A 22,868-nucleotide genomic window follows, 5' to 3' on the forward strand; every position below is an offset into this window, starting at 1 on the left:
AGGCCGCAGACTAGACGCCGTAGTAGAGCTCGAACTCGTAGGGGTTCGGGCGCAGGGACAGCGGACGGATCTCGTTCTCGTACTTGTACTCGATCCAGGTGTCGATCAGGTCCTGGGTGAAGACACCGCCGGCCTGCAGGAACTCGTTGTCCTCGCGCAGGGCCTCCAGGGCTTCCTCGAGGGTGCCCGGAGCCTTGGGGATGTCCTTGGCTTCCTCGGCCGGGAGCTCGTAGAGGTCCTTGTCGATGGGAGCCGGGGGCTCGATGCGGTTGCGGATGCCGTCAATGCCGGCCATCAGCTGGGCAGCGAAGGCCAGGTAAGGGTTGGAGGAGGGGTCCGGAGCGCGGAATTCGATGCGCTTGGCCTTCGGGTTGGAGCCCGTGATGGGGATGCGGATACCGGCGGAGCGGTTGCCCTGCGAGTAGACCATGTTAACCGGAGCCTCGAAGCCCTTGACCAGGCGACGGTAGGAGTTCACCGTCGGGTTGGTGAAGGCCAGGACGGCGGAGGAGTGCTGGAGCAGGCCGCCGATGTACCAGCGGGCGGTGTCGGACAGGCCGGCGTAGCCCTTCTCGTCGTAGAACAGCGGCTCGCCACCGTTCCACAGCGACTGGTGGCAGTGCATGCCCGAGCCGTTGTCGCCGAAGACAGGCTTCGGCATGAAGGTAACGGACTTGCCCCAGGCGTCAGCGGTGTTCTTGATGACGTACTTGAACTTCTGCAGGTCATCGGCAGCGTGGGTCAGCGTGGTGAACTTGTAGTTGATCTCGGCCTGGCCGGCGGACCCAACTTCGTGGTGGCTGCGCTCGACCTCGAGTCCGGCTTCGTCCAGGGCAACGCACATGGCGTCGCGCAGGTCAGCCTGCTTGTCGGTCGGGGAGACCGGGAAGTAGCCGCCCTTGACGGGGGTCTTGTAGCCCAGGTTGCCGCCTTCTTCCTCGCGGCCGCTGTTCCAGTGGGCTTCTTCGGAGTCGATCTTGTAGAAGCTGCCCTCGGGGGAGGACTGGTACTGGACGTTGTCGAACACGAAGAACTCGGCTTCGGGAGCGAAGAATGCGGTGTCGGCGATGCCGGTGGAGGCCAGGTAGGCCTCGGCCTTCTCGGCCACGCCGCGGGGGTCGCGGTGGTACGGGTCACCGGTGCGCGGGTTGACGATCGAGAAGTTCAGCGCGAGGGTCTTCTCCATGCGGAAGGTGTCCAGGAACGCGGTGGTGACGTCCGGGATCAGCTGCATGTCAGATTCGGCGATGCCCTGGAATCCGCGGATGGAGGAACCGTCGAAGAGCTGTCCGTTGACGAAGAAATCAGCGTCAACACTCTTCGCGGGGACGTTGAAGTGCTGCTGGACACCCGGAAGGTCGGTGAAGCGGATATCGACGAACTTTACATCTTCGTCCTTGATGAACTTGAGGACTTCGTCCGCAGTCTTGAACATCTATGCTCCTAACGCATATGTAAATATCTGGCATGCACGCCATGTGATCCAGCGCAATCCAAAATCAGGGAGAACGCATGTTGTCCCTGTCGCGTGTACCTGCCGGGGGATTGCTTGAAACTTCTAACAGACTATGGATCCGGCATTTCCCGTCCATGTCCGAATTGTTTCGGGCAGGTTACAGAATGCCCTGCTATGACCACGGTATCGTCCGTCCACACTGTGGTCGAGTCCCATCCACACTGTGGGCGCGCTGCTGGCCCCGGGGTCGGTAAACTTGGACGGTGGTAGATCGCAAAGACATTGGCTCCTGGCTCACCGGACCTGACACTTCCGGCATCTCAAAGTATCCGGGGGAGCGCCTGGGACTGCCGGAGTCCGGTCCCGGCTCCATTGCCCGGGCAGGACGCAGGATCGTTGCGATCATGATCGACTGGGGCATCGCACTGCTTATCAGCAACTTTGCCTTTGGCGGCGATTCCTGGGCCACGCTGGCGGTCTTCGCCATCGAACAGACCCTGCTGGTGGGCACCCTCGGGTACAGCATCGGGCACCGCATCATGGGCATCGCGGTGATCAAGCCGGGAGGCGGCACTCCGGGGCCGCTGGCTGGCCTGGTCAGGGCAGTGCTCCTCTGCCTGGTCATCCCCGCAGTTATTTTCGACCCGGACCAGCGCGGCCTGCACGACAAGGCCATGAATACGCTCCTCATCCGGCGATAAGGCACGGGCCTCCCGCGGGCAGCCGCGCTCCAAGGGCAGCCGCACCAAGGTACCCGCCGCTCTAAGCACCCGCCGCTCTAAGCACCCGCCGCTCTAAGCACCCGCCGGGTTCTTCCGCCGGAAGGCCCGCGCATTCGTGACGATGACGCCGCCGACCACGATGGCGCCGCCCACAAACTGCGCGGCTGTGTGGACCTGTCCGGCGAGAATGGTCAGGACTGCGGTGAAGACGGTGATCAGGTTGAGGAACACGCCGGCACCGGCCGCCGGCAGGACCGTCAGGGCGCGGTTCCACAGCACGTAGGACAGTACCGACGGAAAAATGGCGATGAAGAGCAATGACGCCAACGCACTGCCCGTCCCGGGAAAAGCCAGGCCGCCCGGCGCGAAACGCACCGGGGCCAGCAGGGCCACCGCCACGGCTGCCTGCACTGCGGTGGCTGTGATCGGCGGGATCTTAGGTGCCAGGCGGCCAACGACCGTGTAGGCCGTCCAGACAACCACTGCCCCCACCATCAGCACCTCGCCGGTGCCGAAGCCGGCAGTGGCCAGCCGGCCCACATTCCCTCCACTGATGACGATGAGGACGCCGGCCAGTGCCATCACGACGCCGGCCACCGCCATCGGCGTGAGCCGTTCGCGCAGGAACACTGCGGCCGCCAGCGTGATCAGCGCCGGATTGAAGGCGTTGATCAGCGAGGCATTGAACGCATCGGTGTGTTCCAGGGCGAAGTACAGGAGGAGGTTGTATCCGAGCAGCCCGCACACGCTGAGCGCCAGCAGCCACGGCCACGCAGCCGCAACGGACCGCCAGCAGGGCTTCTCCACAAGCTGGGCTATCAGCAGCAGCGGCACCAGTGCGATCGCCCACCGCAGGAAGACCAGGCTCAGGGGGTCGATGCTGTGGACGGCGCCGGCGCCCACCACGTAGTTGCCGGCCCAGAACAGGGTCGCCCCCAGCAGGGAGAGGAGGGCGATTACCCGCCTGCGCCCCTGCGCCCGCGCGTCCGGAACCCCCGCCTCCTGCGGTGGCTGGGCCTTCGGTCCCTGCTCAACGGAGTCCACGGTGGCAGGCCAGTTCCGCTAGGCGCGGCTGGACTCGAGGGCAGGGGCGTCCGCTGCGCCGGCAGCGCTGAGGTACCCGCGGCGTCCGGCCCAGCGTTCGAAAAGGAGGGTGGCGAACGGGAAGATTGCCGAGACACCTGCCAGCACGGCCACCAGGAACGGCCAGCGCTGTACCCGCCACAGCATGAGCGCGGCAACCCCGTAGCCGATGAACAGGGCACCGTGGACAGGGCCTGCCACCTGGACGCCGAGCTCCGTGGTGGCGGCAATCCATTTGAAATACATGCCGGCGAGGAGGGCAACCCAACTGCAGGCCTCGGCCACGGCGAGGATGCGGAAGGCGCGGATCACTGTTGTCCTGAGGGGCATGGTCATGTCCTGTCGTCGGGCGGTGCGTTGGCCGCAGATGTGATGGAGGGCTGCGCGCGGCTCTTCGGGCACAAAGAAAAACGCCCCGGCTGCCGGCAGTGCCGGTACCGGGGCGTTGAACCAGCTAGCGTCCGCGGTTGGGACGGGCCTTGTAGGGGTCGATGCCCTTGGGAATGGGAAGCCTGGTACCCATGGACGCGATGCGCTTGGATACCGTGCTGACTTCAAGTTTGGTGAGTTCGTTCTTCATCTTGCCCATCTGCTTGGCCACCTGGCTCAGCGGCACCTGGCCTTCGCCGCGGCCGGTCTGGATGGTGTGGACAGGAACGTTGGGCAGGATGCGCGCCAGGCGCTTGCGCTCGGCGTCGAGCAGTGGCTTCACCCGGTGGGTGGGGCCTTCGCTGACAAGGACGACGCCGGGACGGCCTACAGCGCGGAACACGGCATCCTGCGTGCGCGGGTTGACGGCCACGGGCTGCTCTTCGGTGATCCAGCCGCGGCGGAGCGTGCCCAGGGCAGCGCCCGAAGCTCCGGGCTGGTTTTCGATCTGCGCGAACGCTGCACGCTCAGCGCGGCGGGACAGAATGAAGGTGGCCGCCAGCAGGCCGAGCGGAATGCCGATGATCAGGCCGGTAATCCAGTTATCCAGCCAGAAACCCACCAGGAAGCTCACGGCCACAACACCGAGGAACACCAGCAGCATGAGCCACGGAACCATGGGGTCGTGGCGGCGGGTCATGGTGAAGACCTCACCGATCTGCTTGAGCCTGCTGGGCTTCTTGGCCTTAGCTTCCTTGGGCTTGCGCGTGAACAGGCCGCGCTTCACCGCGCTGGAGCCCGCCGGGGTGGAGTTGCTGGAGTCAGGGGATTTCGCCATAGTGCCTCAATTCTACGTGACTTAAACCAAAGGGCCGGACGCTGGATTCTTCCAGCGCCCGGCCCTCTGCCACTTCACAAAGGTGAGGTCACGAGTGTGCAGCGAGGAGGGTGCTGGCTTCCTGGCGGGTGGTGCCGGAGTCCTGGATGCCTTCTGCGATGTGGGCGAGTTCGGCGGGGATGTCGCGGCCTTTTTTGCGCATGGCGGTGGCCCAGAGGCGGCCGGCGCGGTAGGAGGAGCGGACCAGGGGTCCGGACATGACGCCGAGGAAGCCGATGTCTTCGGCTTCGTGCTGGAGGTCCACGAATTCCTGGGGTTTGACCCAGCGGTCCACGGGCAGGTGCCGTTCGGACGGGCGCAGGTACTGGGTGATGGTGATCAGGTCGCAGCCGGCCTGGTGCAGGTCGCGGAGGGCTTCGCTGATTTCCTCGCGGGTTTCGCCCATGCCCAGGATGAGGTTGGACTTGGTGACCATGCCCAGGTTCCGGCCCTGGGTGATGACGTCCAGGGACCGCTCGTAGCGGAAGGCGGGGCGGATCCGCTTGAAGATCCGCGGCACGGTTTCGACGTTGTGCGCGAAGACCTCGGGGGCGGAGTCGCAGATCGCCTTGATGTGGTCGGGGTTGCCGGAGAAGTCCGGGATGAGCAGTTCCACGCCGGTGCCGGGGTTCAGTTCGTGAATTTTGCGGACGGTTTCGGCGTAGAGCCAGACGCCTTCGTCTTCCAGGTCGTCGCGGGCCACGCCGGTGACGGTGGCGTAGCGCAGCTGCATGGACTGGACGGAGCGGGCCACCTTGGTGGGTTCGAACATGTCCACGGGGGAGGGTTTACCGGTATCGATCTGGCAGAAGTCGCAGCGCCGGGTGCATTCGGAGCCGCCGATCAGGAAGGTGGCTTCCTTGTCTTCCCAGCATTCGAAGATGTTGGGGCAGCCGGCCTCTTCGCAGACGGTGTGGAGGCCTTCCTTTTTCACCAGGTTCTTCAGCCCGACGAACTCCGGGCCCATCTGGACCTTGGCCTTGATCCACTCCGGCTTGCGCTCCACCGGGACCGCAGCGTTGCGCTGCTCGATCCGCAGCATCTTCCGGCCTTCAGGTGCCAATGTCACAGTAGAGCTCCTTCAGGGCTCGAAACCAATGCTTCTTCGTGCTTGCGGAATTCCTCCACGAACCGCTCCGCGATGTCCGCGGGATGGATCTCCCTGCCCGTTTCAAGGGACATGGTGGTGACTCCGGCGTCGGTGATGCCGCAGGCAATGATCTGGCCGTAGGGCGCCAGGTCGTTGCTGCAGTTGATGGCGACGCCGTGCATGGTGACGCCGTTCAGGACGCGGATGCCGATAGCCGCGATCTTGCGGTCGGGGCCTTTGGAATCGGCCTTGATCCATACGCCGGCGCGGCCTTTGATGCGTTCAGCCTTGATGCCGTAGTCCGCCATGACGGTGATCATGATTTCTTCCAGCCGCTCCACATAGTCCCTGATCCCGGAGCGGTTCTTCAGCTTCAGGATGGGGTAGGCCACCAGCTGGCCGGGGCCGTGCCAGGTCAGTTTGCCGCCGCGGTCCACTGCGACGACCGGCGTACCGTCAAAGGGCCGCTCGTGGTCCTCGGTAAGCTTGCCTGCCGTATAAACAGCGGCGTGCTCCAAAAGAAGGACTGTGCTGGGCGCACTTCCGGCGACAACTTTGTCATGGAGTTCGCGCTGGGCATCCCAGCCTTCCATGTAATCAACGAAGTCGGGGGCAAGACCCAGCTGTGAAAACTCAAGAGTCATGGCATCCAGCTTAGACCCCGCAGCCGCACCGGCCCGGTTTAGTGTCCAAGCTCACCGGCCCTGCTCTTTGTGACTGCAACTTCGAGGGCTGTGGATAACTTCTGCACGCCGGACGGAACTCGGCTAGACATGGACCATGGACGATGCACAGGCACCCGACGTACCCGGGTACGAGGTCGGCAGGCTGCTGGGCCGCGGCGGCAGCGCGGACGTGTGGCTGGCCAGGGAGCAACGGACGGGACAGGAATATGCCCTGAAGAGCTTCCGCGCCGCCGGGACCGGGACGCGCAGCAGCCCGGGCATCACCGAGGAGGAGGTGCAGCGGGAGATCCGCATCCTGTCAGTCCTGGACCACCAGCACCTGATCCGGGTCCACGACGCGGTACAGGGGGCGGAACCGGGCCGTGGTACGGCACTGGCCATGGATTATGCTGCCGGCGGTTCCCTGGCCCAGTTGGTGTCCGCCCGCGGCAGGCTCAGCGTGGGGGAGACGGTCACGGTATTGACGCCGATCGCCCAGGCCTTGGCGTACCTGCACGGCAAAGGCTTCACGCATTCCGACGTCTCGCCCGGAAACGTCCTCTTCACCGGGCAGGGAAAACCGATGCTGTCGGATCTCGGCGTCGCCCGGATGCTCGGGGACCCGGGCGGCGCCGGGACCGCGGGAACGGGCGGCTTCCTTGATCCCGCCCCGGTTGACGCGGTCCGTGCCGGCCTGCAGCCCGAACGCGATGTGTACTCGGTGGCTGCCCTGGGGTGGTTTTGCCTGACCGGTGAAGCGCCGGGACGCACGGCCGACCGTCCGCCGTTGTCCGTGCTGGTTCCCGAGGTTCCCAGAGACCTCGCGGCCGCGCTGGAAGCAGGCCTGAACGATGAGCGGCGGCTGCGCCCTGACGCGCTGGCGCTGGCCACTGCTGTATACCGCAGCGCCGAACCTCAGCCCGTGGATCTTTCCGACGCAGTCCACCCCACTGTCCTGCCCGAGCTGTTGACGCGGCGCCAGGTTCCCGCGGAGTCAAAGCGCAGCGCACTCCGAACGAAAGTCCAGGGCCTGCGCCGCCGGGCGTCGACTTCCCGCTGGTCCGCACGGCAGCCACAGGCACGGCGGTCACGGGAGCAACCGACACCGGCACGGCAGCCGCAGGTACAACCGTCACCAGCATCAAACGGAACGCCGTCACCGGCACGGGACAGAACCAGGCCTGGGGTGAAAGCCGCGGTGGAGTCCCGTGGAAGACACGCGGACGGGCCCGTTGGTGGGCAGGCGCGGCGGGTGCTGCTGCGCTCCGTCCTGCCGCTGATTGCCGCGGTGGCGGCAGTGGCGTGGTGGCTGTCGACGTCCGCAGGGGACGGCATGTGGCTTAGAGGTGCCGCGCAGGGGCTGCCACCAACATCGGCGCCGTCAGCAGGTGCAGGTGCAGGTGTCGGCGCGGATGCCGATTCAGACGGCGGTAGAGGGCTTCCTCTGCCCGTGGACACGGTACGCCGGCGGGCCGGAGCAGCTGATCCGGTGGAAGCTGTCCAGGGGCTGGCGGCACTTCGCGACTACGCCTTCAGCAGCGGGGGCGTGGAACTGCTGGCGGACGTGAACGCCCCCGGGTCCGCCGCCGCCGCGGCTGACCAGCGCGTCGCCGGCCGGGTTGCCGGGTCCGGCCAGCGCCTCACCGGGTTCACCACCACGCTTTCAGAGATAGCCGCCGAAGATGGGGGCACCGAAGCCCGTGCCGTGGTGCGGGCCGTGTCCGCTACCTCCGGGTACCGGCTGGTGGACGCCGGGGACACAGTAGTCGCCACGGGGGCACCAACCCGGCCGCAGCTGCTTCGGCTGGTGCTGGTCTCCGTGGAGGGCCGGTGGCTGGTGGCCGACATCCTTCCGGGCCCATGAACCGGCATACCGGGCCGGTGTCCCGGGCAGGGCTAGGCGGCGCCGGTCTTTCCAGTCACCCAGCGGGCAGCATCTGCCAGGTGCCCGTGCTGCCACGTGAACCCTGCGGCGGTAAGGACCGCCGGCTCCATCCGCTGGCTGGACAGCAGCAGCTCGTCGGCCAGGCCTGGCATGACGGTGCGCAGCACGGGGGCAGGTACCCGCAGGAGGGCGGGGCGGTGCAGGGCGTGGGCCAGTGCCGCCACGATGGTATTGACATCCGCTTGCCCCGGGGCGGCCAGGTTGACCGGGCCGGAGACCGGGGAGCCCAGGAGGAACAGGAAAGCGGCCGAGACATCGGGCAGTGTCACCCACGGCCAGAACTGCCGGCCGTTTCCGAAGGGGCCGCCCAGTCCCAGGCGCAGGAGCGGGAGCAGCTTGCCCAACGCGCCGCCTGAGCGGCTGAACACCACCCCGGTCCGTGGTGTCACCACACGTACGCCTGCCGGCGCCGCAAGGGCGGCCTGCTCCCACTCCATGCAGATCTGTGCCAAGGTGCCGGAGCCGGCCGGTGCGTCCTCCCGAAGTACTGTGTTGCCCGCATCGCCGTAGTAGTTCGAGCCTGACTGGCTGATGAAGGTGGCTGGTGGCGTATCGGTCCGTGCCATGGCCTGCACCAGGGTCCTGGTTGGTCCCAGACGGGAACTGAAAAGTTCCTCCACCCGCCTGCGCGTCCATGGCCTGTCTCCGATTCCGGCGCCGGAAAGGTTGACGACGGCGTCAGCACCCGCGAGTGCGCCGGGATCCAGGACGCCGGCCGCAGGGTCCCAGCGGACTTCGGTGGCGCTGGCAGGGGGCCGGCGGACCAGCGTCACCACCGAATGGCCGGCATTGCGGAATGCCGCGGACATGGAAGTGCCGATTAGCCCCGAGGCGCCGGCCATGACGATGTGCATGGTCCATCTCACCACGGCGGCGCAGGTTGTGTATCTCCCGCGGGGTGCGTGGGGGTTGACTATGATCGAACGATGACCTCTTCGAGCTACTTCCGTTTCCCGCATTTGCACGGCGATCTGGTCACTTTCGTGGCCGAGGATGACGTGTGGATTGCGCCCCTGGACGGCGGCCGTGCCTGGCGTGTTTCCTCGCTCCAGCTTCCTGCCCGCAACCCGCGTTTCACCCCGGACGGCAAGCGCCTGGTGTGGACCGTAGTCCAGGGAACGGCGCCGGAGGTTGTGTCCGCGCAGGTGGACGGGGGCGGGTACCGGCAGCTCACCTACTTTGGCCACAGCACCACCAAGGTCAAGGGATTCACCACCGGTGGTTCCGTGGTGGTTACCAGTGCCTTCCGCCAGGCTGAGAGCCGGCACACCCACGCCTACAGCGTTCCGCTTGAGGGCGGCTGGGCCCAGGAGCTCCCGTACGGGCCGGTGGAGTCCGTTGCCTTCGGGCCCGAGGTAGGCGACGAACGCCCTGTGGTGCTGGCCAGCGTGCTCTCCCGTGAGCCGGCATGGTGGAAGCGCTACCGCGGCGGAACTGCCGGAAAGCTGTGGATCGACCGCGACGGCAACGGCGAGTTCGAACGCCTGCTGCCGGACCTCGACGGCAACCTCACTGATCCGCTCTGGGTGGAGGGCCGGATCGCCTTCCTGTCCGACCACGAAGGCTACGGCAACCTGTATTCGGTGCTTCCCAGCGGCAAGGACCTGCGCCGGCACACCGACCACCAGGACTTCTACGTTCGGCATGCAGCCACGGACGGCAAGCGGGTCATCTTTGAATCCGCAGGCGAACTCTGGGTCCTCCACGACCTTGCTTCAGACGCGGTCAAGCTCGACATCACCCTCGGCTCCGCCTCACAGACCCGCCGCCCCGCATTGCTCGACGCCGTCAAGCACCTGGGCGCGGTGGCACCGGATATGGCAGGCGCCGCCAGTGCCGTGGAGTCCCATGGCACCATCCACTGGCTGCGCCACAAAGACGGTCCGTCCCGCATCATCGAGGCCACCCCGGGCGTCCGCGGCCGGCTGCCCAGGCCGCTCGGGGACGGCCGCATTGCCTACATCGCCGACCACGACGGCGTGGAAGCGCTGCACATCAAGGACATTGCCGCACCCCTCCCGCACACCGCTGGGAAGGTGGACGGGCAGGCCAACACCCGGACTGCTGCGGCCAACGCTTCCGCGGAGGCGGCAGCAACCGGCGGGGAGGACGCGGAAGCGGTCAGCCTTCCCCAACCCGTTCCGGCGTCCGGCGCCAAGGCGCCGGCGGCCGCCACGGTCCACGTTCCCTCTGACGATGAGCAGCAGGCGGACGTGGCGCCACAGGCCGCAGCACCCCTGGCTGACGCCCAGGCAACCACGGCGGAGCCAGCCATCACCGTCCCGACACCGTCCCGGGCCAGTTCGCTGGAGGCAAGCCCCAACGGCCACTGGGTTGCCCTCGGGACCTCCTTCGGTGACGTGTTCGTCGTGGACACCCGCAGCGGTGACCTCTCACAGGTAGCCAGCATCGGCGAAGGCAGCATTTCCGAACTGGCCTGGTCCGCGGACTCCCGCTGGCTGGCATGGTCGGAGCCTGTCACTTCCTTCGGTTCGCGCAGCCGGCTGCGCCTGGCCACCGTGGACCGGCTCGACGCCGAACCGGTGGACGTCACCGACGGCCGCTTCCGCGACGCCTCCCCGGCCTTCACGCCGGACGGGAAATTCCTTGCCTTCCTGTCCAACCGCAGCTTCGACCCCGTGTATGACGGGCACTCGTTCGACCTCTCCTTCCCCAGCCCGATCAAGCCGTACCTGGTGGCACTGACGGCTGAGACGCCGTCGCCCTTTGGCCCTTCGGTTGACCCCGCGGGCGGGGAACCGGACGCCGGCGTGGACGCAAAACCCACGGACGCAGACGAGACCGGGGACAGTGCCGTGCCTGCCGTTACGGTGGATGCGGGGGGCCTGGCCCACCGCGTGATCGGCGTTCCCGTGCCGCAGGGCAACTACAGCTCGCTGAAAGCCGTTGACGGTGCACTCCTCTGGCTCGACTCCGTCCTGGCAGGCGTCACCGGCGACGGGAAGGCCAGCCAGGAGGACAAGGACGCCCGTCCCAGCCTGGTCCGGTACGACATCGCGCGGCGCAAGCAGGCAATCCTCGTGGACGCCGTGGACAGCTACCGCCTCTCCGGCGACCGCAGCAAAGTGGTGCTCGTTGCCGACAAGCAGGTGACCGTGGTTCCGTCGGACGCCAAGGCAGATGAGGAATCCGGCAAGGTGGTCAAAGTGGACCTGGGCCGGATCCGTGTCCTGATGGATCCGCTGAGCGTCTGGGGACAGGCGTTCGACGAGGCCTGGCGCCTGCAGCGCGACTTCTTCTGGACCGAGGACATGGCCGGCCAGGACTGGGAGTCCATCCACACCCGCTACCGCCCCCTGGTGGAACGGCTGGGGTCCCACGACGACCTGGTGGACCTGCTGTGGGAACTGCACGGCGAACTGGGAACCTCCCACGCGTACGTGCGCCCGGCCGCCGTCACCGAACGCGGCAGCCGCGGACAAGGCAGGCTCGGCGCCGACCTCACGCACACCGCCCGCGGCTGGGAGATCACCCGCATCCTGGCGGGCGAGTCCTCAGACCCGCTGGCCACCTCCCCGCTCACCAGGCCGGGCGTCGGCGCCAAGGCGGGGGACATCCTGCTGGCCGTCGACGGCGTCCCGCTGTCCGGAAACGTCACTCCTGCCATGCAGCTGGTCGGGGCGGCCGGCCGCGCCGTGGAGCTCACCCTCCTCAACGGCCCCGGACATGGCACTGCTGAAGGCACCCAGCGCAGGGTCGCCGTCGTGCCTGTCAAGGATGAGGAGCGCCTGCGGTACCAGGAGTGGGTGGCGGGCAACCGGCGGACCGTCCGGGAGGCGTCGAACGGAACCTTCGGCTATCTGCACATTCCGGACATGATGGCCAACGGTTGGGCCCAGCTGCACCGGGACCTGGACACGGAAACCGCGTTCGATGGCCTGATCGTCGACGTGCGCCGCAACCGTGGGGGACACACCTCGCAGCTTGTCGCTGAGCTCATTGGCCGCAAGGTCACGGGTTGGAGCATGCCGCGCGGGGAGAAGCCGCGCACCTACCCGCACCACGCGCCGAGGGGGCCGGTGATCATCCTTGCAGACGAATTCGCCGGCTCCGACGGCGACATCATCACCCAGGTCTCGAAGCTGCGCGGCATCGGCCCTGTGATCGGAACCCGCACCTGGGGCGGTGTTGTTGGCATCGACAACCGCTTCACGCTGGCGGACGGCACCGGCGTCACGCAGCCCCGCTACGCGAACTGGTTCAGCGGCGGCGTGGGCTGGAGCGTGGAAAACTACGGCGTCGATCCGGACATCGAGGTGACTTACCCGCCGCACGCCTATGCTGCCGGACGGGATCCCCAGCTGGAGTACGGCATCGGTGCACTGAAGGAAATGATCCAGGAACTGCCCACTGACCGGCCTCCCGCCCGCTCGGGCTACCGGAAACTGTTGCCTGCTCCGCTGCCGGCGCGCCGGCACGACGGCTGACCTCACCGGCAACAACAAAGGCCCTGCCCTTCCGGAATTCCGGAGGGGCAGGGCCTTTGGCGTTGTGCGGGGCCTTGCGGCCTAGGACTGCAGCGTGGCGTCGAGGGTGATCTCTATTCCGGCCAGGGCCTGGGACACAGGGCAGCCCTTCTTGGCGGCCTCGGCAATGCGCTGGAAGTCTTCTTCAGAGATGCCCGGAATGCGGGCATTGAGGGTCAGGTGGCTGCCGGTGATGCCGGTGCCCGGCTGGAAACCGACCTCTGACTTCGTGTTGACCTCTTCGGGAGTGAAGCCTGCCTGGCTGAGCTCGTGGCTGAAGGCCATGGAGAAGCATGCCGAGTGGGCAGCGGCGATCAGCTCTTCCGGGCTGGTCTTTCCGCCGGCAGCCTCGGTGCGCGCCTTCCAGGTGACATCGAAGGTGCCCAGGCCGGAGCTGTCCAGGGTGGTGTTCCCCGAGCCCTCGGTCAGGCTTCCGGTCCATACGGTGTGGGCGTTGCGTGTTGTAGCCATGTCTCTCCTCAACGTCGATTCGGTCCGGGTCCGGCAGCATGGCCGGGCCCACCGTTTCCCATCCTAGGGACCCGGCCCCTCTGGTGCACGGATTGTCCGCTCTCAGAGGATTATGACCGGGTGCCCGGATGTGGGCGGGTTACTGCCAGATGGTGGCGATGGCGATATTAACCAGTGCCAGGCCGCCGACGCCGTGGGCGAGCCCGGTGGAGACGGGCTGCCCGTTCTTGACCTTGCGGGTTCCGATCACGGCCAGGACCGCAACCACGACAGCGATGACGAACTTGATGCCCAGCTTGGCGTAGTTGGGATCCTTGTCCGGCAGGAACGGAAGGATGCCCATCATGGCGATGCCGGTGAGCAGCTGCAGGAAGGCGCCATCACGCTGGCGCGGGTGCACGGTGGGGGTCCGCATCGTGGCGATCCAGTAGCCCACGATCATGGCGGCTCCCACCACATGCAGGAAAACCAGGATGTTAAAGAGGATAGTCATGGCTCCAGCTTAGCCAGTCAGTTCTACAGCCTGTAGCAAAGCCACGCTGCCAACCTGTGCCGGGTGCGCGTTAAACAACGACGGCGGCGCGCGCCGCCGGTGGTTATCCCACCGTTGGCACCCGCCGCCGTCGTTCGTGGCTGGCTGCTACAGTCCCAGATCCGCTTCGAATGCGCCTTCTTCAAGGCGTGCCTTCAGGGTCTGGAGGAACCGGCCTGCGTCAGCACCGTCCACCAGGCGGTGGTCGTAGGTCAGCGACAGGTACATCATGGAGCGGATGGCGATGGAATCGTCACCGTTTTCGTCAGCAACCACAACGGGGCGCTTGACGATGGCGCCGGTGCCCAGGATGCCCACCTGAGGCTGGTTGATGATCGGGGTGTCGAACAGGGCGCCCACCGAACCGATGTTGGTGATGCTGAAGGTGCCACCGGACAGTTCGTCCGGACCGATCTTGCCATCGCGGGTACGCGAAGCAACGTCGGCGATCTTGCCGGCCAGTCCGGCGAGGTTCAGGTTGCCGGCGTCGGAGATGACCGGAACCAGCAGGCCCTTGTCGGTGTCGACGGCGATCGCCAGGTGCTCGGCGTTGTGGTAGGTGATTTCCTGCTTGTCTTCGTCGTATGCAGCGTTGAGCTTGGGGTGCTGCTTCAGGGCCTCGGCCACTGCCTTGGCGATGAAGGGCAGGAAGGTCAGCTTGGTGCCGTTCTGTGCCTGGAAGGAGTTCTTGGCACGGGCGCGCAGCTTGGCGACCTTGGTCATGTCCACTTCGTGCACCTGCGTGAGCTGCGTGGAGACCTCGAGGGACTCGCGCATGCGGCGTGCGATGACCTGGCGGATGCGGGGAGCCTTCTGGGTGGTTCCGCGCAGCGACGAGGCAGCTGCACCCGACGCGGCCGGGGCAGAAGCGGCAGGGGCTGCAGCCGGAGCCGCTGCCGGGGCAGCCTTGGCTTCGGCGGCGGCAATGACATCCTGCTTGCGGATGCGGCCGCCAACACCGGTGCCGGACAGCGAGGAAATGTCCACGCCGTGCTGGTTTGCCAGCTTCCGGACCAGGGGAGTGACGTAGCCGGATTCAGAACCCGCGGCCGGCGCGGCTTCCTGGGCTGCCGAGGCAGCCTGCGGGGCGGGCGCCGGAGCTGCGGCGGGGGCCGGTGCTGCCGCCGGAGCGGGAGCCTCCTGCTTGGGGGCCTCCTGCTTGGGAGCTTCCTGCTGGGGGGCTGCCTGCTGGGGAGCTGCGGGCGCAGCCTGCGGAGCCGCGGCAGCGGGGGCGCCGGAGCCGATAACGGCGAGCACGGAACCAACCTCGGCGGTCTCGTCCTCGTTGACCCGGATTTCCTGCAGCGTGCCGGCAACCGGGGAGGGGATCTCGGTGTCAACCTTGTCGGTGGAAACCTCGAGCAGGGGCTCGTCGACCTCGACGGAGTCGCCCACGGCCTTGAGCCAGCGGGTGACGGTGCCTTCGGTGACGCTCTCGCCCAGTGCGGGGAGGGTTACTTCGTGGCTTTCGCCGCCGGCAGCCGGAGCTTCCTGGGCAGGGGCTTGCTGGGCAGGTGCTTCCTGTGCGGGCGCTGCTTCAGCGGGGGCTTCCTGTGCGGGAGCCTCCTGTGCCGGAGCGGCCGCGGGAGCTTCTTCGGCCGGGGCGGAACCGCCGCCGGAGCCGTCACCGATGCGCACCAGCGGTGCGCCTACCTCGGCGGTCTCGTCTTCAGCGACCAGGATTTCTTCAATCACGCCAGCTACAGGAGAGGGGATTTCAGTGTCTACTTTGTCGGTGGAGACTTCGAGCAGCGGCTCGTCCACCTCTACCCGGTCACCTACCTGCTTAAGCCAGCGGGTGACGGTTCCTTCGGTGACACTCTCACCGAGGGCGGGCAAGTTAACGGATTCAGACATGTCGTCCCCGTTCTCCTTATTGATCTTTAGTGCGAATGATTGCTGCCTTGTTGGAAGCCTAGTGCACCCGGTCTGCGCGACCGGGTGCACCAGGCCTGGTAATGCTGGTGGGAACTAGCCGTGCAGCGGCTTGCCGGCCAGCGCCAGGTGCGCTTCGCCGAGGGCTTCGTTCTGGGTGGGGTGGGCGTGCAGCAACTGCGCCACATCCTCGGGGTATGCTTCCCAGTTCACGATCAGCTGGGCCTCGCCCACCTGCTCGCCCATGCGGGCGCCGATCATGTGGACGCCCACCACGGGGCCGTCCTTCTGGCGGACCAGCTTGACCAGGCCGGAGGTGCCCAGGATGGAGCTCTTGCCGTTGCCGGCCAGGTTGTATTCCTGGGTCTGGACCTGGTCGTCGCCGAACTTTTCCTTGGCAGCCTTCTCGGTGTAGCCAACGGTGGCGATTTCGGGTTCGGAGTAGGTGACCTTGGGGATGTTGATGTCCTCGACCACTACAGGCTTCAGGCCGGCGATTTCCTCGGCCACGAAGATGCCCTGCTGGTAGCCGCGGTGGGCCAGCTGCACGCCGGGGACGATGTCGCCGACGGCGTAGATGTTGCCGACGCCGGTGTGGAGGCGCTCGTTGGTGATGACGAAGCCGCGGTCGATGGTGACGCCGGCTTCCTCGTAGCCCAGGTTGGCGGTGACGGGGCCGCGGCCGACGGCGACGAGCAGCAGGTCTGCTTCGAACGTCTTGCCGTCCACCAGGGTGACCTTGACGCCGTCGTCGTTCTGCTCCACGCCCTGGAAGAAGATGCCGGTGGAGAACTTGATGCCGCGCTTCTTGAAGGCGCGCTCGAAGTTCTTGACGATGGTGGCGTCCTCGTTGGGAACGAGGGAGGGCAGGCCTTCGACGATGGTGACGTCCACGCCGAACGACTTCCAGACCGAGGCGAACTCGACGCCGATGACGCCGCCGCCCAGGATGATGGCGCTCTTGGGGATGTAGTCCATGGTCAGGGCCTGGTCGGAGGTGATGACCTTGCCGCCGATTTCCAGGCCCGGAAGGGTGCGCGAGTAGGAGCCGGTGGCCAGGACGATGTTCTTGCCCTTGTAGGCGGTGCCGTTCACCACGACGGTGTCGGTGCCCTGGAGCTTGCCTTCACCCTCGATGACGGTGATGCCCTTGGACTTGATGAGACCCTGCAGGCCCTTGTACTTGCCGGCGATGATGCCGTCCTTGTACGCGTTGACGGCGTTGATGTCGATGCCGTCGAGGGTGACGTTCACGCCGTACTTGGCGGAGTCACGGGCGTGGTCGGCCAGCTCTGCGGAGTGCAGCAGGGCCTTGGTGGGGATGCAGCCGTTGTGGAGGCAGGTGCCGCCCAGCTTGCCCTTCTCCACGAGGCCGACGGTGAGGCCGAGCTGTACCGCACGCAGCGCCGCAGCGTATCCGCCGCTGCCGCCACCGAGTACCAGGATGTCGAATTCTTGCGCAGTTGCCTGATCGGCCACTAAAACGCTCCCTCGCGTGAACGATGACGCGATCAGCGCGCATCATCTGGTCTTGGAACTTGCACTGCCGTGATTATGTCAGCAGGGCAACTCTCTTGCATTTGTGACTACCGTGGTTCACCTTAGCGAACCACCTATCCATGCTCCACCTTGGCAATGCGTTTGTGGAGCGCTTGTGTCCAGTGTCACGCGGCTCTGTGGCACAGGAATCACCTGGCCACAGAGCTGCGTGCCACCGGGGCTGCAGCCGTTGTCAGGCGGCAGCCAGGATGTCCTCCACGTAGGCCACGAGGGTACGGACGGTGCATCCGGTGCCCTGCTTGTGCGTGTAGCCGTACGGGCTGCCGTTGTTAAAGGACGGTCCTGCGATGTCGATGTGCGCCCAGGGGATCTGTTCGCCTGCCTTGTCCTTACCCACAAATTCGCGCAGGAACACGGCTGCGGTCATCATGCCCCCGTGCCGTTCGCCGATGTTGGCCAGGTCTGCCACCTGGGAATCGAGGGTGGGGCGCAGTTCTTCCGGCAGCGGCATGGGCCACACCAGTTCACCGGCACGGTCAGCCGCTGCCTTGAGCGCACCCGTAACGCTGTCCGAGCCCATAACCCCCGCGGTGCGGTTCCCCAGTGCGATCAGCTGCGCGCCGGTGAGGGTGGCGACGTCGATGATGGCGTCCGGGTATTCGCGGCTGGCAGCGACGATGCCGTCCGCCATGACCAGCCGGCCTTCCGCATCGGTGTTGAGGACCTCAACCGTCTTGCCGCCGAACATGGTCAGCACGTCCGCGGGGCGTGAGGCGCCACCGCCGGGCATGTTTTCCGCGATGCAGAGCCAGGCCGTCGCCTTCACCGGCAGCCCCAGTCCGGCGAGGGCCAGGACAGTGTTGAGGACGACGGCGGCGCCCGCCATGTCGCTCTTCATGTCACCCATGTTCAGGGCAGGCTTGAGGGAGATCCCGCCAGTGTCGAACGTGATGCCCTTGCCGACGAGGGCGATCTTGGCGGTGGCCTTCGCAGGGGCGTACTCGACCTTGACCAAGCGGGGCTGGCGGGTGGAGCCCTTGCCCACGCCCATGATGCCGCCAAAGCCTTCCTTTTCAAGGCGCTTCTCATCCCAGACCGTCACCTTGACGGGCAGGCCCTTGGCGAGTTCCTTGGCGGCCTCTGCGAAAGATTCGGGGTAGAGGTGGCTGGGCGGCATGTTGACGAGTGAACGGGTGTGGTTAACGGCCTTGGCCACCAGCCCGGCACGCTTAAGGGCCGCGTCGAGGTCCGCGCTGGCCGCCAGTTCGGTGAAGACCACGGCATTGCGGACAGGATCCTTCAGCCCGTCATTCGAGGAACGGAACTCCGTGAAGGAATAGGCGCCCAGTGCGGCACCCTCCGCAACCGCCGCGACGTCCTGCAGGCTGGCGGTGGGGAATGCCAGGGTAACCGTGGCCAGTCCGGCCAGCTGCCGGACTGCGGACCCCGCTGCCCGGCGAAGCGACTCACCCGTGAGCGTCCCCGCGGCGGGAACCTTGCCGACGCCGGCGAGGACCAGGATGCCTGCCCCGGTTTCGGGAGGGCCCGGCAGGCGGACCAGCTGGTCGGCAGCACCGGTCACCCCAAGTGCCTTGAGCGAGTCCGCGAGTGCCTCCGCGGACTTCGCCGTCAACGGGTTGTCCAGCAGGACCGGGCCGTCAGCTCCCTGCCCCACCCCGATGACCACTGCGTCGCTGGGGCTCTTCTTAAGGTCCCGCGAGACGGTACTAAGGTTGACTTCAGTATTCTTGACCACAGGGATGAGTCCTCAATTCTCGAAATGTTCGGGCAGGGATGCATGTTGGGCGCTCTGCCATGTTGGCCCGGATCCGGCCGTTCCGGACCGTCCCGGGGTGGGTGCAAGCCCGCCTGGCAGGCCAGTTCCGATCGTAGCCCTTCCCCGGTGCCGCAGGAGAATTTCCTGAGAGGTGCGCCACACCTGCCGGCGGAATGCCCGGTACGCCTCCCGCGTTATGAATGATGTCCACCCGCACCCCTGAAAGGAACATGCCGTGCTTGAACGGATTTCCGGCTCCCTGCTGGACCCCGACGCGCTCTATGCCAGCAACATTGAGCTGTTCCACAGCCCTGAACTCCAGGGACTGAACATGGTCATGGGTTTCACCGGGTTTGCCGACGCCGGCCACGTGGTGAAGCAGATCAACGCCGAACTGCTGGACTCCCTCGACGCGCAGCCCGTTGCGGTCTTCGACGCTGACCAGCTGATCGACTACCGGTCCCGGCGGCCGCACCTGAGCTTCGTCGAAGACCACATCCAGGACTACCAGGAGCCACGGCTGGCCCTCTACCGGCTGGTGGACGGACTGGGGAAACCCTTCCTCCTCCTGGCCGGCTTCGAACCCGACCTGCAGTGGGAACGGTTCGCCCGCGCCGTCGTGAACATTGTGGAGAAGCTCGACGTCAACCTGGTCACCTGGATCCACTCCATTCCCATGCCCGTGCCGCACACCCGCCCGGTCGGCGTAACGGTTCACGGAAACCGGCCCGAGCTCATCGAAGGCATCTCCGTCTGGAAGCCCACCGTTGAAGTTCCTGCCGCTGTGGGCCACATCCTGGAACTCCGCCTTGTCGAGGCGGGACGCAACGTTGCCGGGTACGTCATCCACGTCCCGCACTACCTGGCCGAAGCCGAGTACCCCACCGCCGCCGTCGCCGGCCTGGAATACCTGGGTGCCGCGACGTCCCTCATGCTGCCCACCGACCGGCTCCGCGAATCGGGCCGCGAGGTCAGCCGCCAGATCGCCGAACAGATCGAGGCGTCCGAGGAAGTCCAGCAGGTGGTTTCCCGCCTCGAAACCCGGTACGACGAGAAGGCGGACGGCATGGTGCGCCGGTCGCTGCTGGCCAACGAGAACGACGAGCTTCCCGACGCCGACGACCTCGGTGCCGCCGTGGAAGCCTACCTGGCCAGGGAGAACCCGGGGCAGTAGCGCGGCGTCACAGCTTCCGGGGTGCGCGCACGCGCCGGGCATAATGAAGTGGTGACTGCACCCCGCGCCTGGCTTATCTGGACCATTGGAATTTTCGGGTACCTGGTGGCCGTGGCGCAGCGGACCTCATTCGGCGTGGTGGGACTCGAGGCAACGGAGCGGTTCCACGCGAGCGCTTCCGCCATTTCCTTCTTTACCGTCCTGCAGCTGCTGGTCTACGCAGGTCTCCAGATCCCCGTGGGCCTGCTGGTGGACAGGTTCGGATCGCGGGCCATGATCGCCGGCGGCGCGGTCCTGATGGGACTCGGGCAGCTGCAGCTGGCCTTTGCCGAAAGCATCCCCGGGGGCGTCCTGGGCCGCGTCCTGGTGGGGGCCGGCGATGCCATGACCTTCATTTCGGTGATCCGGCTCATTCCGCTGTGGTTCGCTCCCTCCCGGGTTCCCCTGGTCACCCAGCTGACCGGCATGTCCGGGCAGTTGGGCCAACTGTTCAGTGTCCTGCCCTTCGCGCTGGTCCTGCATCTCTCCGGCTGGACCCCCGCGTTCCTGATGCTGGCGGGGATGTCCGCCCTCGCCGTCGTACTGGTCGTCCTGCTGCTGCAGGACGCTCCGCCGGGCACCGAACGGCCGCACGCGCGCCAGGGCCTCCGGGCCACCGGGGCGTCGCTGGCCCGGGCGTGGCGCCAGCCCGGCACCCGCCTTGGCATGTGGAGCCACTTCACCATCCAGTTTTCCGGCACCGTGTTTGCCATGACCTGGGGCTATCCGTTCCTGATCTCCGGCCAGGGCCTGGACACCGGAACCGTCGCCGCCCTGATGGCGCTCTACGTCGCTGCCGCCATGGCGGTGGGCCCCTTCATTGGGCGTTTTGTTTCGCGGCACCCGCTGCGGCGTTCCACCATGGTCCTGCTGATCGCCGGCGGTACCGCCGCAGCCTGGGCCGCGGTGCTGCTGCTGCCCGGCCGCGCTCCGCTGTGGCTGCTGGCCGGCCTGGTGGTGGTGCTGGCAATCGGCGGCCCGGGATCGATGATCGGCTTCGACTTCGCCCGGACCTTCAACCCGGCGCACCGGATCGGCACAGCCACCGGGATCGTCAACGTTGGCGGCTTCATCGCGGCCCTGGTGTCCATCTTCCTGATCGGCCTGGTGCTCGACGTCCTCTACGCCTCGGGCTTCTCGCAGGGGGTGCTGTATGGGCTGGATCCCTTCCGGCTGGCCCTGAGCGTCCAGTTCCTGCTCCTGGCCTTCGGGGCGGCCGCCATTCTGGCCTCCCGGCGGAAGGTACGGCGGCAGATGGCCGACCAGGGGATCGTGGTGCCGCCACTGCGCAGCGCCCTGGCGCGGCAGCGACGGGAAAGCCTGGAGCGCCGCCGCCAGACAACACCTACGGACGACTGACTGCTCCTGCACAGGCCGGGTTTTGATCACCCGGGGGCAGACTTGTCCACTTACGCCGGGGATCCCCTTTCAGGAGGCCGGAGTCCGGGCGAAAGCTGGAGCCATGACAGCTTCAGAACGATTAACAGTCCGCGGTCCCGAAGACATCCTTGGCTTCATCCCGCACTCCCTGGGGTACTGGCCCGTCTCCAGCCTGGTGGCCATGACGCTGCACGGCACCAGGCTCGGCGCCACGTTGCGGCTCGACCTTCCCGGACGGGAAATCCAGGCATCCCCGGCCGGTTTCGCCCGGGCCGTCCGCCGCTACCTCGAGGCAGACCGGGACGCTGACGGCTCGTTGCTGGCCGTTTTCACCAGCGACGCCGGGATGGTTCCGCCGTCCTCCTACGACCACCTGATCTCGGCGGTGCAGTCAGCCCTTGCCCAAGGTGGAATGCCCGTGCGCGAGGCCTGGTTTGTGGGAGACCGATACTGGCGCGACGCGTCATGCGCTGATCCTTCGTGCTGCCCGCTTCCGGGACGGCCCGTACAGCAGATCAGGGACAGCATGCTGAACGCTGAGATGGTGTACCGGGGCAGCAGCGTTGGCCCGGCTCCCCGGACAGGCCGCGGCCCGGCGACGGCGGTCCCCGCCATGCATCTGGCCGCCGTCCTTGAGGCCCAGGCCGGCTGGGAGGAGGAGCTTGGCGGCAGGTCCGGATGCAGGGCGCAGTTCAATGCCGTGCTCGACTTCTGGGAACTGCTGCTGGACCGGTCCCAGGCAGGGCCGTGGGTGCCCGACGTTGAGCGCGACGCTTTCCTCCGTGCCACGCTGCTCTGTCCTACCTGGCGCGATGCTGTGCTGGTGATGGCAGCGGCCGGCCGCAGCGTTGCGGAAGCCGGTGCCGAACAGTTTGGAGTCCTTGAGGATGTGAGTGCGGACGGCGGCCCAGCCTCTGTGGTGCCGCTGCCGCTGTTGCCTCCGGTGAACTTCCCGGGCCTCCGGCCACGGGGGAAAGAGATGCGGGAGGAATCCGGCGGCACGCCGGACCCGGCTGCCGGGCCCCGGCGGTTGCGCCTGGTGCGTGGCACCCGGGGCTTTTCCGGCTCCACTCCTGCCGGTTATGGCGAGGTCCTGATGGGCCTGGCGCCGGACGTTCCCGACTGGGAGGGCCTGGATGCGCTGGACCGGGTCCTTGGGCAATTGGCTGTGCTGGGCGGCCGCCCGGCAGTTGCCGCGCTGACCCTTCAGGGCTGGGTTTCATGGTGCCGGGGCCGCGGATCCTATTCGGCTGCCTATCTGGGCCAGGCCCTTGACCTTGAACCGGGCTATCGGCTCGCTGAACTGTTGCTGGACCTCGTGGGCAGGGGAGCACTGTGCGGCTGGGCTGCGCGGAAGGATGCCGCCTGGCAGAAGTTCCGGGAGGAAAGCCCGGGGGAGAAGGCGGGCGGTAAGGAACCTTTGTGA

Annotated in this window: 18 protein-coding genes; 6 read left to right on the forward strand and 12 right to left on the reverse strand. The window is 66.8% G+C overall.

What is annotated here, in order from left to right:
* Window positions 1-10: 10 nt before the first annotated feature.
* A complete protein-coding gene (gene glnA / locus VIK36_RS08495; RefSeq protein ID WP_159632210.1) occupies window positions 11-1,435 on the reverse strand; it encodes a type I glutamate--ammonia ligase in 1,425 nt (474 codons plus the stop codon).
* A gap of 284 nt (window positions 1,436-1,719) precedes the next feature.
* On the opposite strand from glnA, the gene VIK36_RS08500 reads away from it, so the two are divergent.
* Window positions 1,720-2,157: an RDD family protein gene (locus VIK36_RS08500; protein ID WP_141160826.1), complete on the forward strand. Its 438-nt coding sequence runs from the start codon at window positions 1,720-1,722 to the stop codon at window positions 2,155-2,157.
* A gap of 93 nt (window positions 2,158-2,250) precedes the next feature.
* Here VIK36_RS08500 and VIK36_RS08505 read toward each other — a convergent pair whose 3' ends face one another.
* The 5 genes from VIK36_RS08505 to lipB all read right to left on the reverse strand — a co-directional run bounded on the left by VIK36_RS08505 (window position 2,251) and on the right by lipB (window position 6,250).
* Entirely contained in the window at window positions 2,251-3,222 is a 972-nt protein-coding gene (locus VIK36_RS08505; RefSeq protein WP_324644778.1) for a DMT family transporter, read from the reverse strand.
* Window positions 3,223-3,240: 18 nt separating this feature from the next.
* The gene (locus VIK36_RS08510) at window positions 3,241-3,591 is read right to left on the reverse strand and encodes a DUF3817 domain-containing protein (protein WP_324644779.1); all 351 of its coding nucleotides are present in this window, start codon (window positions 3,589-3,591) and stop codon (window positions 3,241-3,243) included.
* 124 nt (window positions 3,592-3,715) lie between these two features.
* Entirely contained in the window at window positions 3,716-4,468 is a 753-nt protein-coding gene (locus tag VIK36_RS08515; RefSeq protein ID WP_255175166.1) for a DUF4191 domain-containing protein, read from the reverse strand.
* 88 nt (window positions 4,469-4,556) lie between these two features.
* Window positions 4,557-5,576, reverse strand: coding sequence for a lipoyl synthase (gene lipA / locus VIK36_RS08520; protein WP_324644780.1), 1,020 nt, complete (start codon window positions 5,574-5,576; stop codon window positions 4,557-4,559).
* Complete coding sequence (gene lipB / locus VIK36_RS08525; RefSeq protein ID WP_263422201.1) at window positions 5,573-6,250, reverse strand: lipoyl(octanoyl) transferase LipB; 678 nt, start codon at window positions 6,248-6,250, stop codon at window positions 5,573-5,575. Before lipB ends, lipA begins: the two co-directional genes overlap by 4 nt.
* 127 nt (window positions 6,251-6,377) lie before the next feature.
* Between lipB and VIK36_RS08530 the strand changes: the two genes are divergently transcribed.
* On the forward strand, window positions 6,378-8,126 hold the full coding sequence (locus VIK36_RS08530) for a serine/threonine-protein kinase (protein WP_324644781.1): 1,749 nt from the start codon (window positions 6,378-6,380) through the stop codon (window positions 8,124-8,126).
* A gap of 32 nt (window positions 8,127-8,158) precedes the next feature.
* On the opposite strand, the gene VIK36_RS08535 is transcribed toward VIK36_RS08530, so the two are convergent.
* The gene (locus tag VIK36_RS08535) at window positions 8,159-9,061 is read right to left on the reverse strand and encodes a TIGR01777 family oxidoreductase (RefSeq protein ID WP_324645254.1); all 903 of its coding nucleotides are present in this window, start codon (window positions 9,059-9,061) and stop codon (window positions 8,159-8,161) included.
* 72 nt (window positions 9,062-9,133) lie between these two features.
* On the opposite strand from VIK36_RS08535, the gene VIK36_RS08540 reads away from it, so the two are divergent.
* Window positions 9,134-12,655: a S41 family peptidase gene (locus tag VIK36_RS08540; RefSeq protein ID WP_324644782.1), complete on the forward strand. Its 3,522-nt coding sequence runs from the start codon at window positions 9,134-9,136 to the stop codon at window positions 12,653-12,655.
* Window positions 12,656-12,736: 81 nt separating this feature from the next.
* Here VIK36_RS08540 and VIK36_RS08545 read toward each other — a convergent pair whose 3' ends face one another.
* From VIK36_RS08545 to VIK36_RS08565, 5 genes are all read right to left on the reverse strand, one after another.
* Window positions 12,737-13,165: an OsmC family protein gene (locus tag VIK36_RS08545; RefSeq protein WP_175319382.1), complete on the reverse strand. Its 429-nt coding sequence runs from the start codon at window positions 13,163-13,165 to the stop codon at window positions 12,737-12,739.
* A 139-nt stretch (window positions 13,166-13,304) separates the two neighbouring features.
* Window positions 13,305-13,658: a hypothetical protein gene (locus tag VIK36_RS08550; protein WP_255175169.1), complete on the reverse strand. Its 354-nt coding sequence runs from the start codon at window positions 13,656-13,658 to the stop codon at window positions 13,305-13,307.
* Between the two features lie 147 nt (window positions 13,659-13,805).
* A complete protein-coding gene (gene sucB / locus VIK36_RS08555) occupies window positions 13,806-15,554 on the reverse strand; it encodes a 2-oxoglutarate dehydrogenase, E2 component, dihydrolipoamide succinyltransferase (protein ID WP_324644783.1) in 1,749 nt (582 codons plus the stop codon).
* A gap of 114 nt (window positions 15,555-15,668) precedes the next feature.
* Complete coding sequence (gene lpdA / locus VIK36_RS08560) at window positions 15,669-17,051, reverse strand: dihydrolipoyl dehydrogenase (RefSeq protein WP_324644784.1); 1,383 nt, start codon at window positions 17,049-17,051, stop codon at window positions 15,669-15,671.
* 253 nt (window positions 17,052-17,304) lie between these two features.
* Window positions 17,305-18,828: a leucyl aminopeptidase gene (locus tag VIK36_RS08565; RefSeq protein ID WP_324644785.1), complete on the reverse strand. Its 1,524-nt coding sequence runs from the start codon at window positions 18,826-18,828 to the stop codon at window positions 17,305-17,307.
* Between the two features lie 256 nt (window positions 18,829-19,084).
* Between VIK36_RS08565 and VIK36_RS08570 the strand changes: the two genes are divergently transcribed.
* The 3 genes from VIK36_RS08570 (at window position 19,085) to VIK36_RS08580 (ending at window position 22,868) form a co-directional block, all read left to right on the forward strand.
* Window positions 19,085-20,023 (forward strand): proteasome assembly chaperone family protein, encoded by a 939-nt coding sequence (locus tag VIK36_RS08570; protein ID WP_224025697.1) that lies wholly within the window; start codon window positions 19,085-19,087, stop codon window positions 20,021-20,023.
* 51 nt (window positions 20,024-20,074) lie between these two features.
* Complete coding sequence (locus tag VIK36_RS08575) at window positions 20,075-21,421, forward strand: MFS transporter (RefSeq protein ID WP_324644786.1); 1,347 nt, start codon at window positions 20,075-20,077, stop codon at window positions 21,419-21,421.
* 103 nt (window positions 21,422-21,524) lie between these two features.
* Window positions 21,525-22,868: a DUF4192 family protein gene (locus VIK36_RS08580; RefSeq protein WP_324644787.1), complete on the forward strand. Its 1,344-nt coding sequence runs from the start codon at window positions 21,525-21,527 to the stop codon at window positions 22,866-22,868.

Origin of the sequence: Pseudarthrobacter sp. LT1, assembly GCF_035621795.1 — a bacterium.
GTDB lineage: Bacteria > Actinomycetota > Actinomycetes > Actinomycetales > Micrococcaceae > Arthrobacter.

Coding starts and splice junctions, on each gene's coding strand:
- VIK36_RS08580 (WP_324644787.1), top strand. CDS start 21,525: ATGACAGCTTCAGAACGATTAACAGTCCGCGGTCCCGAAGACATCCTT.
- VIK36_RS08540 (WP_324644782.1), top strand. CDS start 9,134: ATGACCTCTTCGAGCTACTTCCGTTTCCCGCATTTGCACGGCGATCTG.
- VIK36_RS08545 (WP_175319382.1), bottom strand. CDS start 13,165: ATGGCTACAACACGCAACGCCCACACCGTATGGACCGGAAGCCTGACC.
- sucB (WP_324644783.1), bottom strand. CDS start 15,554: ATGTCTGAATCCGTTAACTTGCCCGCCCTCGGTGAGAGTGTCACCGAA.
- VIK36_RS08510 (WP_324644779.1), bottom strand. CDS start 3,591: ATGCCCCTCAGGACAACAGTGATCCGCGCCTTCCGCATCCTCGCCGTG.
- glnA (WP_159632210.1), bottom strand. CDS start 1,435: ATGTTCAAGACTGCGGACGAAGTCCTCAAGTTCATCAAGGACGAAGAT.
- VIK36_RS08550 (WP_255175169.1), bottom strand. CDS start 13,658: ATGACTATCCTCTTTAACATCCTGGTTTTCCTGCATGTGGTGGGAGCC.
- VIK36_RS08535 (WP_324645254.1), bottom strand. CDS start 9,061: ATGCACATCGTCATGGCCGGCGCCTCGGGGCTAATCGGCACTTCCATG.
- VIK36_RS08515 (WP_255175166.1), bottom strand. CDS start 4,468: ATGGCGAAATCCCCTGACTCCAGCAACTCCACCCCGGCGGGCTCCAGC.
- VIK36_RS08530 (WP_324644781.1), top strand. CDS start 6,378: ATGGACGATGCACAGGCACCCGACGTACCCGGGTACGAGGTCGGCAGG.